General features: G+C 65.4%; 12 protein-coding genes and 2 pseudogenes. 6 read left to right on the top strand and 8 right to left on the bottom strand.

Annotated elements, in window-relative coordinates; genetic code table 11:
• Positions 1-89: 89 nt before the first annotated feature.
• Positions 90-1,412, bottom strand: coding sequence for a TrkH family potassium uptake protein (locus HNO81_RS08875; RefSeq protein ID WP_371818199.1), 1,323 nt, complete (start codon positions 1,410-1,412; stop codon positions 90-92).
• A gap of 295 nt (positions 1,413-1,707) precedes the next feature.
• Between HNO81_RS08875 and HNO81_RS08870 the strand changes: the two genes are divergently transcribed.
• Positions 1,708-3,684, top strand: a complete 1,977-nt coding sequence (locus HNO81_RS08870; protein WP_175317759.1) for an amino acid transporter — start codon at positions 1,708-1,710, stop codon at positions 3,682-3,684.
• On the opposite strand, the gene HNO81_RS08865 is transcribed toward HNO81_RS08870, so the two are convergent.
• The 4 genes from HNO81_RS08865 to arsB all read right to left on the bottom strand — a co-directional run bounded on the left by HNO81_RS08865 (position 3,653) and on the right by arsB (position 7,143).
• The gene (locus tag HNO81_RS08865) at positions 3,653-4,048 is read right to left on the bottom strand and encodes a hypothetical protein (protein WP_175317758.1); all 396 of its coding nucleotides are present in this window, start codon (positions 4,046-4,048) and stop codon (positions 3,653-3,655) included. The two genes, HNO81_RS08870 and HNO81_RS08865, sit on opposite strands and share 32 nt — an antisense overlap.
• 133 nt (positions 4,049-4,181) lie before the next feature.
• Positions 4,182-5,567, bottom strand: a complete 1,386-nt coding sequence (locus HNO81_RS08860; RefSeq protein ID WP_175317757.1) for an FAD-dependent oxidoreductase — start codon at positions 5,565-5,567, stop codon at positions 4,182-4,184.
• 30 nt (positions 5,568-5,597) lie between these two features.
• On the bottom strand, positions 5,598-6,020 hold the full coding sequence (locus HNO81_RS08855) for an arsenate reductase ArsC (protein WP_175317756.1): 423 nt from the start codon (positions 6,018-6,020) through the stop codon (positions 5,598-5,600).
• 25 nt (positions 6,021-6,045) lie between these two features.
• Positions 6,046-7,143, bottom strand: coding sequence for an ACR3 family arsenite efflux transporter (gene arsB / locus HNO81_RS08850; RefSeq protein ID WP_175317755.1), 1,098 nt, complete (start codon positions 7,141-7,143; stop codon positions 6,046-6,048).
• A 96-nt stretch (positions 7,144-7,239) separates the two neighbouring features.
• On the opposite strand from arsB, the gene HNO81_RS08845 reads away from it, so the two are divergent.
• Positions 7,240-7,590: a metalloregulator ArsR/SmtB family transcription factor gene (locus HNO81_RS08845; RefSeq protein WP_175317754.1), complete on the top strand. Its 351-nt coding sequence runs from the start codon at positions 7,240-7,242 to the stop codon at positions 7,588-7,590.
• Between the two features lie 43 nt (positions 7,591-7,633).
• On the opposite strand, the gene arsA is transcribed toward HNO81_RS08845, so the two are convergent.
• Positions 7,634-9,397, bottom strand: a complete 1,764-nt coding sequence (gene arsA, locus HNO81_RS08840; RefSeq protein ID WP_175317753.1) for an arsenical pump-driving ATPase — start codon at positions 9,395-9,397, stop codon at positions 7,634-7,636.
• Between the two features lie 170 nt (positions 9,398-9,567).
• On the opposite strand from arsA, the gene HNO81_RS08835 reads away from it, so the two are divergent.
• From HNO81_RS08835 to HNO81_RS08825, 3 genes and pseudogenes are all read left to right on the top strand, one after another.
• Positions 9,568-10,086 (top strand): GNAT family N-acetyltransferase, encoded by a 519-nt coding sequence (locus HNO81_RS08835; RefSeq protein ID WP_175317752.1) that lies wholly within the window; start codon positions 9,568-9,570, stop codon positions 10,084-10,086.
• A gap of 906 nt (positions 10,087-10,992) precedes the next feature.
• Positions 10,993-11,196 (top strand): annotated as a pseudogene (locus HNO81_RS08830) (helix-turn-helix domain-containing protein); the annotation flags it as partial.
• A gap of 255 nt (positions 11,197-11,451) precedes the next feature.
• Positions 11,452-11,847 carry a recombinase family protein gene (locus tag HNO81_RS08825; RefSeq protein WP_254703389.1) on the top strand — a complete coding sequence of 132 codons (396 nt, stop codon included), beginning with the start codon at positions 11,452-11,454 and terminating at the stop codon, positions 11,845-11,847.
• A gap of 109 nt (positions 11,848-11,956) precedes the next feature.
• Here HNO81_RS08825 and HNO81_RS08820 read toward each other — a convergent pair whose 3' ends face one another.
• Both HNO81_RS08820 and HNO81_RS08815 read right to left on the bottom strand, forming a co-directional pair.
• Positions 11,957-12,358, bottom strand: coding sequence for a hypothetical protein (locus tag HNO81_RS08820; RefSeq protein ID WP_175317751.1), 402 nt, complete (start codon positions 12,356-12,358; stop codon positions 11,957-11,959).
• Positions 12,359-12,672: 314 nt separating this feature from the next.
• Positions 12,673-13,035, bottom strand: coding sequence for a hypothetical protein (locus HNO81_RS08815; protein ID WP_175317750.1), 363 nt, complete (start codon positions 13,033-13,035; stop codon positions 12,673-12,675).
• Positions 13,036-13,715: 680 nt separating this feature from the next.
• Here HNO81_RS08815 and HNO81_RS08810 point away from each other — a divergent pair.
• A pseudogene (locus tag HNO81_RS08810) lies at positions 13,716-14,916 on the top strand (IS110 family transposase).
• Positions 14,917-15,058 lie beyond the last annotated feature (142 nt).

The raw sequence follows: 15,058 nt of genomic DNA, 5'->3' as shown, positions 1-15,058 counted from the left end.
CCGGCGATACCCGCCCCGCAAATAAGCACCTTTGGCTGTCCCACAGGGTCCAGCGTAGTACCAACCAGGTCAAGAAGGACCCACCGCGCCTAGCCGATAACCGGCCGCTCCTCCGGGAGCTGGAAAAGGCGGGGCCGGGAGGAGAGCGCCAAGGCCGAGGCCACAGTGATGGTGCCAATGCGCCCGGTGAACATGAGGATCATCAGCACCCATTGCGCGTCCGGCGGGAGGTGTGGGGTGATGCCTGTGCTGAGGCCGACGGTGGCGAAAGCGGAAACGCATTCGAAGAGCACCCTGTCGAGGGGCTTGTCGGTGAACATGAGCAGGAGCAAGGTGCCGGCCATGACTGCCGCCACCCCCAGCAGCGCCACGGAGAGGGCCTGCCGCTGCGACGATGAACTGATGGAGCGGTGGGCGACAGTCACGTGGTCGCGGCCGCGTATTTCGTTCCAGATGGCGAAGAACAGCACCAGGAAGGTGGTGATCTTGATGCCGCCGGCGGTTCCGGCGCTGCCGCCGCCGATGAACATCAGGATGTTGGTGACCATCAGGGTTTCAGGAGATGCCGCCCCGTAGTCAATGCTGTTGAAACCTGCCGTGCGGGGGAATACGGTGCCCGCCAGGGTGGCGAGGATCTTCCCGCCCACCGGCATGGGGCCCAGGGTCTGCTCCCGGTTCCACTCAAAGGCGGCGAAGAGCGCTGCGCCCGCTGCGAGGAGAATCAGGCTGCCGTAGATGGTCAGGCGCATGTGGACGGTCCAGTCCTTAACCCTGACTCCACCCCGAAGCAGAAAGATGAGCACGGGAAACCCGAGGCCGCCGGCCAGGATGGCAGCGCAAATGGGGACGATGATCCAGGGGTCGCCGGCCACACTGATCAGGCTGTCGCTGTACAGGGCGAAACCAGCGTTGTTGAAAGCGGAGACCGCGTGGAAAACACCGTGCCACAGCGCGGTCAACGGGTTGTGGTCGTAACTGATCCAGAAGCGGACGGTGAGGACCGCGGCGGTGGTGGCCTCGAACAGGACCATGATCCGGGCCACCCCGAAGATCACGGAGCGGACGTCCCCGAAATTCAGGGTGTGGGTCTCGGACTGGGCGATGAGCTGGCCCCGGAGGCCAATGGTCTTGCGGACCAAAAGCGCCAGCAGGGTTGCCAGGGTCATGATGCCGAAGCCGCCCACCTGTATGAGCCCCAGGATCACGCCCTGGCCAAACGGTGTCCAGAAGGTTGCGGTGTCCACGGTGGCCAGGCCGGTGACGCAGACCGCTGAAACCGAGGTGAAGATGGCTGCCAGGAAGGGCTCCGGCTGCAAGGTTCTATGAGCGGCCGGAAGCATCAGCAGCCCGGCGCCCACAGCGATCACCGCCAGGAAGGCCAACGGCACCAGCCGGACGGGATGCAGCAGCACGCGGCCCAGGTTCGTGCCGCCGCCGGGTCTCCCTGGAAGATCGGGGAGTTTGCTGGCACGCGTCGCTCGTCGGGCCATATGCGTCGGGTGCTCCACAGGCCTCAGCGTAGTGCAGCGGCAGGCCGGCTTACAGCAGTTCCAGCGGCCCCCACGCTGCTGCCCGGCGCCGTAAACCACCCACCGCACATCAGGCGTCAAGGAAACATTAAGAAATCCGCTTTTCGCGCTCCCGCCGTTTTGGCCGGTGCTAGCTTCGCAAGGGTCGCGATGCAAAGGGCAGCGCGGAAAGGCAGACATGACCACGTTGAGCAGGCCCCCGGCGGACCCGTCCGCGCCCCACGCCCATGGCAGGAAGGCGCTCCAGGACTGGCTGCTGTTCGGGCTGCAGGACAGCAAGGGAGCCCACCCCGGCCCCGGCGGCGTCCCCACACAGCACGAGAAGAAGCATTCCTGGTGGCAGGTCATGTGCCTGACGGGCGTGGACTACTTCTCCACCCTGGGTTACCAGCCGGCCATCGCCGCGCTCGCCGCAGGGGTCATCTCCCCGCTGGCCACCCTGGTACTGGTGGCCGTGACCCTGCTGGGCGCCCTGCCTGTGTACCGGAGGGTGGCCGGTGAAAGCCCCCGCGGCGAAGGTTCCATTGCCATGCTGGAGCGGCTGCTGCCCCGGTGGGGCGGCAAGCTCTTGGTGCTGGTCCTCCTGGGATTCGCCGCCACTGACTTCATGATCACCATGACCCTCTCGGCAGCGGATGCCTCCGCCCACCTGCTGGGCAACCCCGTCGCCCCGGGCTGGCTGCAGAACCAGAACGTACCCGTCACGCTGTTCCTGCTCGCCCTCCTGGCGGCCGTGTTCCTGCGCGGATTCCGGGAAGCCATTGGCGTCGCCGTCGTCCTGGTGGTCCTCTACCTGGGCCTGAACTCCGTGGTGGTGGTTGCCACCCTGGCGCAGGTGCTCACGCACCCCGCGGCCATGGGGGACTGGTGGACCAACCTGTGGGTGTCGCACGGAAACCCGGTCATGGCCGTGGCCATCGCGCTGCTGGTGTTCCCCAAGCTGGCCCTGGGCTTGTCCGGCTTCGAAACCGGCGTGGCCGTGATGCCGCAGGTCCGCGGCGCCGCGGACGACACCGAGGAGAACCCCGCAGGACGCATCCGCGGTACCCGGCGCATGCTGACCACCGCCGCCGTGATCATGAGCGTGTTCCTGCTGACCACCAGCTTCATCACCGTGGTCCTGATCCCGGAACAGGAGTTCCAGCCCGGCGGGCAGGCCAACGGACGTGCCCTGGCCTTCCTGGCCCACGAGTACCTGGGCGTGGGGTTCGGCAGCGTCTATGACATCAGCACCATCGGCATCCTCTGGTTCGCCGGCGCGTCGGCCATGGCAGGCCTGCTGAACCTGGTGCCGCGCTACCTGCCCCGCTATGGCATGGCGCCGGCGTGGGCCAAGGCAGTGCGTCCGCTGGTACTGGTCTTCACCCTGATCGGCTTCCTGATCACCTTCATCTTCAAGGCCGACGTCGATGCCCAGGGCGGTGCGTACGCCACCGGCGTCCTGGTGCTGATGACCTCCGCCGCCGTGGCGGTCACGTTGTCGGCGCGGCGCCGCAGGCAGCGGAACCTGACCGTGGGCTTCGGCGCCATTGCCGTGGTGTTCGCCTACACCACGGTGGCCAACATCTTTGAGCGGCCCGAGGGCATCCGGATCGCCGCCATCTTCATCCTGGGCATCATCGTCATCTCGCTGCTGTCCCGGGTGCGCCGCTCCTTCGAGCTGCATGCAATCCGGGTGCATCTGGACCAGCAGGCACTGGAGTTTATGTCCAGCGCCCTGGACGGGCCTATCACCATCGTCGCCCACGAGCCGCTGCGGATGACGCCGCAGGCCTACCGGGACAAACTCGAGTCCGCCATCGAGGTCAGCCACCTCCCGCTGGCAGGGGAGGCCCTGTTCCTGGAGGTGGTGGTGGACGATTCCTCGGACTTTGAGACCGAACTGTACGTCCGGGGCATCAACCGCCACGGGTTCCACATCCTGGAAGTCCACGGCCCGGTGGTGCCCAACACCATTGCCTCCGTGCTGCTGCACATCAGGGACGTCACCGGGCTCATGCCGCACATCTATTTCCGCTGGACGGAGGGCAACCCCATCACCAACCTGGTGCGGTTCCTGTTCCTGGGCGAGGGCGAGATCGCGCCGGTGACCCGTGAAGTGCTCCGCGAAGCTGTCCCGGATGTCACCCAGCGGCCGTGGGTCCACGTCGGCTGATGTGCGCCACCGCGGCGGCAACCCGGGCGGCGTCCGCCAGGCTGGAAGGGGCGTTGGCGCTGAAGGCCTCCTCGGCGTCGTCCTCCCAGATGCCCGCGGCGAGCACCACGACGTGGACCATGTCGCCGTAGGAGTCGTTGCAGGCCAGGATGTCGCCGGGAATCCGGTGCGGGTGCGTGCCGGGGGACGGCCAGGGCTGGAAGATCACCCACCACGGGTCGCCGTCCCGGTCCGGGAAGGTGTAGCCCGCCACCGGATGAAGGGCGCGGCCGTTCAGCCCGCGTCCGCCGTAGCCCTCCACGGCGTCGGCGGACGCGGCAAACTTGACCCTGCCGCGGTCCTCCGGCTCCTCATCCCAGCGCATCCGCCCTCCCTGCCATCGCGCCTGCCTATGCCTCCATCAAAGGACCGGAGGGGCGGGATCGGGGCCGGCGGGGTGTTTTATTGACGAATTTTTTACGCCGCCGCCTGCCGCGCTGGCTGATGCCCGACGGCGGTCAGTTCCCGCCGGAGCGGCCGTGCGCCAGGCCGGTGGGGAATCCGACGAGGACGGGTTCGGGCGTGCTGCAGCAGCCGCCGGAGGTTTCGGCCACGAATCCCGCGGTGGCCGGGGCCGGGACGTCGCAGCTGGTGCCGATATCGGAGGAGCAGACGCCGGTTTCGGGGAGGTCGAGCTGGACGGTGTCGGCGGCTTCGCGGTCTCCGGCGAGGGCCGCGGCGACGGAGCGGACCTGCTCGTAGCCGGTGGCCAGCAGGAAGGTGGGAGCCCGGCCGTAGGACTTCATCCCCACGATGTAGAAGTCCTGCTCCGGGTGGGCCAGCATCTTCGCACCGTGCGGTTCGACGGTGCCGCAGGAGTGGAACTCGGGGTCGATCAGCGGGCCGAGCCCGCGGGGTGCTTCCACGCCGGGGTCCAGTTCCAGCCGGAGTTCCCGGAGCATGTCCAGGTTCGGCCGGAACCCGGTTGCCGGGACTACGACGTCGGCACCCAGGGTGCGGCCGTCAGTGGAGGTCAGGGTGACGGCGCCGCCGGCGGTAGCGAGGGCCGCGATCCCGAAGCCCGTGTGCAGTTCCACCGTGCCATCCTCCACGAGGGTGCGGAGCCTGCTGCCGAGCCGGCCGCGGGCGGCGAGACCGTCGGCGTCGCCACCGCCATAGACCTTGGCCGCCGAAGCTCCGCGGATCGCCCAGACGATCTTTGTTCCGGGGGCCTGGGCTGCCAGTTCGGAGAGGTTGATCAGCGTGTTGGCTGCGGAATGGCCCGCGCCGATGACGACGGCGGTGCGGCCGGCGAAGGCTGCCCGGTCCCGTCCCAGGACGTCCGGGAGGGGCGAGGAGATGTGGGCCGCGGCGGCTGCTTCGCCAACGGCGGGCAGGCCGGAGGTACCGAGCGGGTTCCGGGTGGACCAGGTTCCGGAGGCGTCGATGACGGCGGCGGCCTGGTAGTCGCGGACTTCGCCGCCGGCGTGCTCGACCCGGACCACGAACGGGGTGGTGTCGCGGTTCCGGCTGTGGGTCTTGTCCATCCCGAGGCGGGTTACGGCGATGACGCGGGCCCCGGTGTGCAGGCGGGACGCGATCCCGGGCAGCGATGCGAGCGGGGTGAGGTACTGGTCGATCAGTTCGCCCCCGGTGGGCAGCGCGGACGGCTCGGGCGATTCCCAGCCGGCTGCGGCGAGCAGGCGTGCGGCGGCGGCGTCGGTGTTGTACTGCCAGGGGGAAAACAACCGGATGTGGCGCCACTGTTCGATCGCGGCAGCCGCGGCCGGGCCGGCCTCGAGGATCAGCGGCTCCAGGCCGCGTTCCAGCAGGTGTGCCGCCGCGGCGAGGCCGATGGGCCCGGCTCCGATGACAGCTACGCGAAGGGTATGGGGTGCGGCCATGGTGTCCTCTGTTTCATCCGGTGGGGTTGGTTACTTGTTCGCGGGGGCGAGGGAGGCGATGAGGTCCTCGATGCGGGTCTTGATCTCGTCCCGGATCGGGCGGACGGCCTCGACGCCCTGGCCGGCCGGGTCTTCGAGTTCCCAGTCCTCGTAGCGCTTGCCCGGGAAGATGGGGCAGGTATCGCCGCAGCCCATGGTGATGACGACGTCGGATTCCTTGACGGCTTCGGTGGTGAGGACCTTGGGGATCTCGGCGGACATGTCGATGCCGAGTTCGGCCATGGCTTCGACGGCGGCCGGGTTGACCTTGTCGGCGGGGGCGGATCCGGCGGAGCGGACCTCGATGGCGCCGTTGGAGAGGGTGGTGAGGAAGGCGGCGGCCATCTGGGAGCGGCCGGCGTTGTGGACGCAGACGAACAGGACGGAGGGCTTCTTGCCGGTTTCGGTGCTCATGGGTTTCTCCTGAAGGTTTTGGGGTTCAGACGGAAAGCGGGCTCGGGGTGAAGTAGCGCTTGCGGGCCCAGAGGGCGGCGTAAACCAGCGCGACCAGGACGGGAACTTCGATCAGGGGCCCGACGACGCCGGCCAGCGCCTGGCCTGAGGTGACACCGAAGGTGCCGATCGCGACGGCGATGGCGAGTTCGAAGTTGTTGCCTGCCGCGGTGAACGCCAGGGTGGTGGTTTTGGCGTAGCCCAGGCCCAGCCCTTTACCGATGGCCATGCCGGCGCCGAAGACCACCAGGAAGTAGGCCAGCAGCGGCAGGGCGATCCGGACGACGTCGAGCGGGCGGGAGGTGATGGTGCTGCCCTGCAGGGCGAACAGCAGGGTGATGGTGAACAGCAGGCCGTACAGCGCCCACGGGCCCAGTCTGGGCAGGAACGTGCCTTCGTACCAGTCGCGGCCTTTGGCCTTTTCGCCGAGGGTGCGGGTGAGGAAGCCGGCCAGCAGCGGGATCCCGAGGAACACCAGCACGGAGCCGGTGATGGCCCAGAAGGAGAAGTCGGCGCTGGTGGTGGGCAGGCCCAGCCAGGACGGCAGGAGCTGGAGGTAGAACCAGCCCAGGGCGCCGAACGCGATGACCTGGAAGACGGAGTTGATGGCCACCAGCACGGCCGCGGCTTCGCGGTCGCCGCACGCAAGATCGTTCCAGATCATCACCATGGCGATGCAGCGGGCCAGGCCCACAATGATCAGGCCGGTGCGGTATTCGGGCAGGTCCGGGATGAAGATCCACGCCAGGGCGAACATGAATGCCGGCGCCAGTACCCAGTTGAGCACCAGGGAGGTGATCATCAGTTTGCGGTCGCCGATCACGCGGTGCGCCTGGTCGTAGCGGACTTTTGCGAGGACCGGATACATCATCACGAGGAGGCCGACGGCGATCGGCAGGGACACTTCACCGATCTTCACTGCCTCGAGCGCGGTGTTCAGGCCCGGAATGACGCTTCCCAGCAGCAGGCCCAGGGCCATGGCGGCGATGATCCAGACCGGCAGGAAGCGGTCCAGGGTGGAAAGCTTACCGACGACGGCGGCCTCCCCATCACGGGTGGGCGGCGGGTCAGTCTGGGTGCTCACGGAACTCCTGTGCGGCTCTTCGATAAATTGATGGATGTCGATATGAAGTATCCTCAACCATATCGATGAATGTCAATCTATGTGCATAATGGACAGATGAACTCTCTGCAAACCATTGAGCCGGGCCTCGACGAGGCCTGCTGTGCGCCGTCGGACCTGCCTGCTCTGGGTGCAGAGGAGGCCCAGCAGAAGGCTTTGGTCTTCAAAGCCCTGTCAGATCCCAACAGGTTGCGGCTGCTCTCGATCGTCAAGGGTGCCGGCGGCGGTGAAGCCTGTGTTTGCGACCTGACCGAGCCTTTGGACCTGGGCCAGCCCACCGTGTCCCACCACCTGAAGATCCTGGTCGACGCCGGCCTGCTGCACCGCGAAAAGCGCGGCACGTGGGCCTACTACTCCCTGGTCCCCGGCGCGCTGGAGAAGACGGCAGGGATCCTGGCCGCCCTGTAAAGCCGGGTGCACCCGCCGGGCCGCGGCCGCCGTCGGACCTGTTTCACGCTGGTTGGGAGCTGAGCTCGGTCAGTGCGGACAGCTTCGCCTCGCCGACGGGTTCCTCGGCGAGCAGGGGAATCAGGGCCACCCGGTTCGTCAGCGTATGCACCTTCCTGATCTGCCCAATTTCGCCGGCGGCGCGGGCCTGCAGGAACGGCGTCCGCGGGTGGGCGGCGGCGATCGAGTTGTTGACCACCCAGGCCCACGGATGAATGCCGGCCCGTTCCAGGTCGGTCTTCAGCTCTTCGGCTTCCAATACCGGCGTCGTCTCGGCCAGCGTGACCAGCACAACCTTGGTCAATGACGGGTCCTGGAGCCGCATCAGGGGAGTCACGAATCCCATGGTTGCACCCACTTGGCGGACCATTTCGCGGTGGTAGGACCCCGTGGCGTCCAGCAGCAGCAGCGTGTGGCCGGTGGGGGCGGTGTCGATCACCACGAAGTGCCGGCGGGACTCCTGGACTGCCTTGGAGAACTGCCGGAACACCGCCACTTCGTCATTGCACGGGGACATCAGGTCCTCTGCCAGGGCGGCGCGGCCGTCGTCGTCCAGGCTTTTGCCCTTGGTTTGCATCACATGGCTTCGGTACTCCTGGATGGCCGCGTCGGGGTCGATGCGTGACACGGTCAAGCCCGGGATGGAGCCATGAAGGGTTTCCGTGAGATGGGCTGCCGGGTCGGTAGTGGTCAGGTGGACCTCGTGGCCCCGCTTTGCCAGGGCAACTGCGATGGCGGCCGCAACGGTGGTCTTCCCTACACCGCCCTTGCCCATGCACAGGATCAGGCCGTGGTTCTGGAGTGCCAGTTCGTCCACCAGCGCACCCAGCGGGGCGTCCTCAAGCCCGGGCAGCGGCGCTGCGTTTCCGGTGTCGCCGGCGCCGGCGGAGGGGGCGAGCAACGACTCCAGCGCGGGAATGCCCACCATGTTGCCCGGTTTCAGGTCCAGGACATCGCGGGGAAGGCCGGCTATCGCGGCGGGAATGCCGGCTATTGCCGCCGCTTCACGGGCCCGGAGCGCCCGGGCCAGGTCCTCCGTGCCTGCGGCTTCCGGCAGGACGCCGTTTATGATCACGTAGCCGCCGGTGATCCCGATCTGGCTGAGCTCCAGGTAGGTCCGTTCGATCTCCGTCAATGAGGAGGCCTGCGCCCGGCTCACCAGCACCAGCCGGGTGCGGGACGGGTCCGTGAGGACCTGGACTGCCTTGGCGTAGACCTGCTTCTGCTTCTCCAGCCCCGAGAGCGGCCCCAGGCAGGACGGGTCGCCTTTGCCCGCCGCCAGGAAAGCGGTCCAGGATCCGGGGAGTTGCAGCAGCCGGATGGTGTGGCCTGTTGGGGCGGTGTCGAAGATGACGTGCCCGTAGCTGCCGTAGGCCGTTTCGTCGGCCAGCAGGTTGGTGAACTCATCGAAGGACGCGATCTCCGTGGTGCAGGAACCGGCCAGGCCCTCGGCGATGCCGGCCAGTTCTGCCGGGGGAAGCTGTCCACGGACGGGTGCCAGGATTCTCTCGCGGTAGGCCTCGACGGCCTGCTCGGGGTCGATCTCCAGGGCGGAAAGCCCTGGCACCTCCGGGATGGGGGTCACGGTGTTGCCGATGGCCAGGCCAAAGACCTGCCCCACATTTGAGGCAGGATCGGTACTGACCAACAGCACCTTTCTGCCTGCCCTGGCCAGTGCAAGTGCCGTTGCGCAGGCTACCGAGGTTTTGCCCACCCCACCCTTGCCGGTGAAAAACAGGAACCGGGGCGGATCGTCGAGGAACTTCATGGCAACAGCCTGCGGCAGTCCGTTGGGCCGCCGCAGGCAGCACGTTGGCGCGTTCCGATGGCAGGCATACGGTCCTCCGTCGTGGTTCTTCCAGGCCTCGACCAGTCCGGTGTGAGCCGCTCCCAGCGTATCGACCTTCGTCGATGGACAGAAGACCCATAATGGGAACCATGGACCGCCCCGTAACCATCCGCCCCATGTGCCCCACCGACTGGGCCGCCGTCCACACCATTTACGCCGCGGGCATCGCCACGGGGGAGGCAACCTTCGAGAGTGAGCCGCCCACGTGGGAAGCGTTCGACGCCGTGCGGTTGCCCGAGCATCGCATCGTCGCCGAGGATGCGGGGCGGGTCCTGGGCTGGGCTGCCGTGTCCCGGGTTTCCTCGCGTGAGGTGTACCGGGGGTTGGTGGAGCATTCCATCTATGTTGACCCGGCGGCGCAGGGCCGTGGCGTGGGCCGGCTTCTCCTGGCCGCCCTGATCGGATCCACGGAAGCTGCGGGCATCTGGACCATCCAGTCCAGCATCTTCCCGGGGAACACCCCCAGCCTGGTGCTGCACCGGAAGCTGGGTTTCCGGGTGGTGGGCACCCGGGAGCGGATCGCCCGGATCAGCAACGGACCCAAGGCCGGGCACTGGCAGGACACGCTGCTGCTGGAACGCCGCAGCACCGTGGTGGGGACGGAGTAGCGCCTGCCGGGATGGGAGTATGCCGGCCCCGCGGGTATGACGGACCAGACAAAGACGTTGCCACATCGCGCATCTGCCATTTTCCGAACGCGTCTGCACGAAATCCCTTGATATTCCGGGAGATGTGCAGTCGAGTTTGGACGTCTGGTTTCCAAATTCCTCTGCACAAGGCTTCGCTCTGATCGGGAATCGCCTGAACAGAATGTCATTGGACGGCGTTTCACGGTGTGCCGGCTCACTAAGTGGTGGACCAGCCAGAGGCTAGCCCGATTAGGGATCCTTTAGCGCACCAGGGAGCGCCTTCAGAGGCCAGCGGCGTCGGACTCCGCGAGCTTGAGCTCGCAGTACCGTCCGGTTGGCTGCCCGCCGATGTTGAACTCGAAACGGAGCGTCCGGGCCTCCGCGGGTGGGGTCGGGATGTAGATCCAATGGGCTTGCCATTCCGTGCCACCGCCCGCTACCTGGCCTTCTGACCACTGATACTCAGTCCCGAGATCATCAGACACGACTGTGGTCAGCCGCTCAAAGACAGCGACAGCAGGCATCACCGGCGCGTTCTCGGTTGTATCCGCTCCCGCAGCCTTGCGCCGTTCCGCCCACTCATAGCGTCCCGTTCGAACAAGACGTCCCGAGACATCGTCTCTTCACCGCGTACACCACTGAGGAACAAGTGGATACCGGCCCTTCGTGCAGTGGCACCACCGAGGTCGCCCGGTGTGTCTTTCAACTGGACTCCGGCGAAGCGCACGTCGACACCATCGCTCGTTCCGATGACGAGGTCAGCAGGAGCATGTGTGAGTACCTTCATGCTGTCACCTTAATGGCTCTCAGGCGTCTAATCATGAAGGCCAACCTCCGAAATCCTCCGTCCGACAAGCTCATCGGCTCGAGATGTCACGGCGAGGGGTCCGGATGCGCACCCGTGAGGGAATGGCGGTCGCTAAAGCCAAGGGCCGGTTGAAAGGAAAGCAGCCTAAGCTGTCTAAGACGCAGCGGAAGCATCTTTTCACGCTGCACGACGCCGGGGAGCGCACGCAGGCGGAACTCGCGGAGCTGTTCGGCGTATCCAGGACCACGGTGTACCGCGAGCTCCAAAGGCGCACCATCTGAAGACCGACGCGGTGCCGACTGCTACGAACGCGCCAAATAGCGCCGCGAAAAGACCGCCATTTACCGCCGTAAGTCACAGGTCATGGCACTGATTGGGTTGGTGCGGGTAAGCACCGACGCGCAGGAGACGCAGCGGCAGCACGATGCCCTGGGCCCGCTCTGTTGGCGGGTATTCGAAGAACGGGTCAGCGGCAAACTAGCCTTGACGAAGGCCCCGGACTGGCGGCCGCCGTGAAGGAGTTGCGGCCAGGGGACATGCTCGCGGTGATAGAGGTGGACCGGCTTTCCCGAAACTTGCTTGAAGGGCTGCTGACACTGAACGAGCTGTTCCAGCGGGGAGTGGCCGTGAAAATCCTCGATGGCATTGCCGCGGGTGAACACGCTCAAAGTTCGTTCCGGCTGAATCTAGCCCTTGCCTTGGCCGAGGACCGGCGTCGGGACATTTCCCGTAAAACCAATGACGGGCTGGCCGCAGCTGCTCGCCGCGGCCGCAAAGGCGGCCGCCCCTCGAAAATGACCCCGGACCGGCTGGAACAGGCACGCAACATGCGCGCCGAAAGAATCTCCTACCGTCGCATCGGCCAAGCGCTGGGCGTCAGCGAGATCACCATCCGCCGCGCCTTAGCGGTCCCGTTGCCGGCACCAAGCTAATCGATTCCTACAGCCACTCGGCGGCCGCAGGAAGGAGGGATTGACTCGAATAGAGCCAATCCCTCCGTTCCGTCGGTCCACGCCACGGTGCGGAGCGAGGCGCCTTTTGTTACTGCTGGAACCAGACTTCTTCGAGAATGAGTCCGGGTGGACTCTGTCGCCTGACGGACTCGAATTCACTGCTGGCTGCGAACAGCACCACACGAAGTGGGTTTTCACCCTGGGCGTTGAGGCCCTGCCCTATGGAAATGACCAAACCTTCGGGAAGGTTGGCCAGTGCTTCCCTTGCATCTGAGACATCCAGCGCGGACCAAGAGGCCCGGACCAGAAAGAGATAGCCAGGGGCGAAGAAGGGGCCCAGGATTTTACGCACCTCGTTTGGGTCGCGGGCGGCAATCACCGTGACCTTCTCGCCTGGACGCACAGTCAGCACCGAGCGCGAAACAACTCGCCCATCAGCGAAGAGACTTTGGATTGTTGCCTCCCCTGCCTCCTGCTCGGCGGAGTTCAAGAACGGTGTCTTTTGCCGCTGTTGAGCGCTTAGGTGCCTGGTCAGTTGTGTGGCACCCTCGGTAATCGGGTCTTGGACCTCCGGTCCTTCTTGCCAGGACGTGAGGTCAAGTCCGTCATGTTCCCACCGAGCGATAAGTTCGCCGTGAACGGGGGTTCCGGCTGCACCGGCAGGGACGCCGCTGAGAACTTCAATCCCGGTTTGGGCTCCTTCCGGCTGCTGAGGAGCACGGTGCGTGAACCAAGTCCGTCCATCTGTTCGGGTCAGCCAACCTCGCGCCCGGACCGTGGAATTCCACGGGATTAGAGTGTCACTTATCCGCATAGCGGTGCAGGTTCCTTTGCGGAATCAGCAACCACCCGGTATTCAGTGACCTGGCCACCGGACCTTTCCGAGGTGGTGGGAGCGAAACAACCGAAACCGTCATCGACGTAAGCATCCATCGACCACTTGGCATCACCCGGTCCGCGGTAGCACTTGAAACCTATCCAGTCCGGCTGCAACTGAAGCATCCTGTTACCTTGGCTCATGCACTTGGCCTCGTCGTAGAACCAGTTGTTGTAGTACCGCTCTTTGACTTCAAGCGCCTGCGCTGGCGCTGCCGAAACGAAAAATCCCGCGACAATGGCCAACACGGCCACAACTGATGACAGAAAACGGCGTGGAGTGCTTTTCATCTTAGATCCCCCCAATAGGTAGGTGCCCCAGTGGACACACCAACCACCCTCGCAGAGCGGCCTCCGTAGTCAAATCAAGTAGCTCAGAACGGATGCCGGGGCACGATTCGGAACGCGGGAGCGGCCCAGGTCCTCATCGTCAAGGTCTGGTGGTGCTCAGCTTGGAGACTTGCTTGGAACGCAAGAACTACTGAGATTCAACCGGCGAGTCGCGAGCAAACCTGATTCAAGCCGTCACATTAGTGATCGGCCACACCACCATCCGTCGGGGGCGTCCTGATTTCGACGTCGTCCCGAAAGCCGGTCCCTCAGCGCGCATGTTCGATGCGCGTCATGCCGCCGACCGCCCAGACTATGGGCGATGTACGCTTACCCTGCACGAAGAGAATGTGCACACAGGAGCCTTATACGTGCGTCAGTGGGTCATCGCCGGCCGTGGTTTGCCTGCCCGTTACATTTATTCCGTCCCCGAAGGTCGGGGATTTGGTCGCTGGACCTGGTATGACTTTCTTGCCCTGTCACTGATGATCCGGGGGGTGTTGTCGCCAGGTTCGGAGACACGCGTTGACTGCTGATAGGGACACGGCCGGCTCCTTTCGCAGGGGCCAGGTCTCTTTGTAACGTGGGTGCCAGCATCGGGTGTCGTGACTGCGGCCAGAAGTGGTGCAAAGGAGCGCCGGATGGACGAAGGTTACGAGGTCTACTGCGGGCTTGAAGTTGGCAAGTCCGAGCATCACGCCGCGGCGTTGAACGCGACCGGTGAGCGGGTTTTCGACAAGCCGTTGCCTCAGGATGAGGGGCGGCTGCGCGAGCTTTTCACCGGCCTGCAGCAGGCACGGCAGGGTGCTGGTGATCGTGGACCAGCCCAACACCATCGGCGCACTACCGATAGCCGTGGCCCGGGACTGCGGCTGCACTGTTGCATACCTGCCTGGCTTGGCGATGCGTAAAGCCGCTGACCTGTACCCGGGAAAGTCCAAGACGAACGCGCGGGATGCGTTCATCATCGCCGAAACGGCGCGGGCGATGCCACACACACTGCGGGCCGTTGACCGGGACAGCGAGGTGCTTGCGGCGCTAAAGGTCCTCTCGGGATTCGACGCCGATCTGACCCATGAGTGCACCAGGGCGATCAACCGTCTGCGGTCCCTGCTGCTGCAGATCTTTCCCGCCCTGGAACGTGTCTTCCCCGGAACCGTGCTGACCCGGTCCCTGGTCTTGGAGCTGTTCATCAAGTACGCCGGGCCGACCGGCTTGCGTGTGGCCGGGCGGTCCAACGTGCTGCGCTGGGCCAGGAACCACAGCCGCAAGGACCCGGTGAACCTGGTTGACGCCATCTTCACGGCACTGGGCGAGCAGACGGCTACCGTCATCGGCACCGAAGCCGTCGAACTGGTCATCCCCCGCGTCGCAGCCCAGATTAAAGAACTCAAACACCAGCGAGCCATCGTGGCCGAAGAAGTCGAAAAGCTCCTCGACGACTTCCCTCTTTCCCGGGTCTTGATGTCCATGCCAGGAGTAGGCATCAAGACCGCAGCGACGATACTCCTGACCATCGGCGATGCCGGCACCTTCACCTCCGCTGGACACCTCGCGGCCTACTCAGGCATCGCCCCAGTCACACGACGCTCAGGCAGCTCGATCCGCGGTGAATTCGCTGCCCGATCAGGCAACAAGCAGCTCAAGAACGCACTGTTCAGATCCGCTTGGATCGCCAGCTGCCACCACGCGGCCTCGAAGGCCTACTACCAAAAGAAACGGGACCAGGGGAAGAAGCACAACGCCGCCGTCATCTGCCTTGCTCGGCGCCGCTGCGACGTCATCTACTCAATGCTCAGAAACGGCACCCTCTACGAGGAGGAACCCGCCCAAGCCGCTTGACGAAAAGCATAGGGACACCCCCCAACCTGACGCTGACGTTCCGTGCAGGCAACTCCCGATCAAAGTGACGCTTTGTGCAGGGGACTTCGGAAACCAGATATCCATACTCGACTACACAACGCCCGGAATTCCAAGGCAGTTC

It is taken from the genome of Pseudarthrobacter sp. C4D7 (genome assembly GCF_013359725.1).
Lineage (GTDB): Bacteria > Actinomycetota > Actinomycetes > Actinomycetales > Micrococcaceae > Arthrobacter.
Note: the sequence above shows the minus strand (reverse complement) of the source record. Positions and strands in the feature narration are given on the sequence as shown.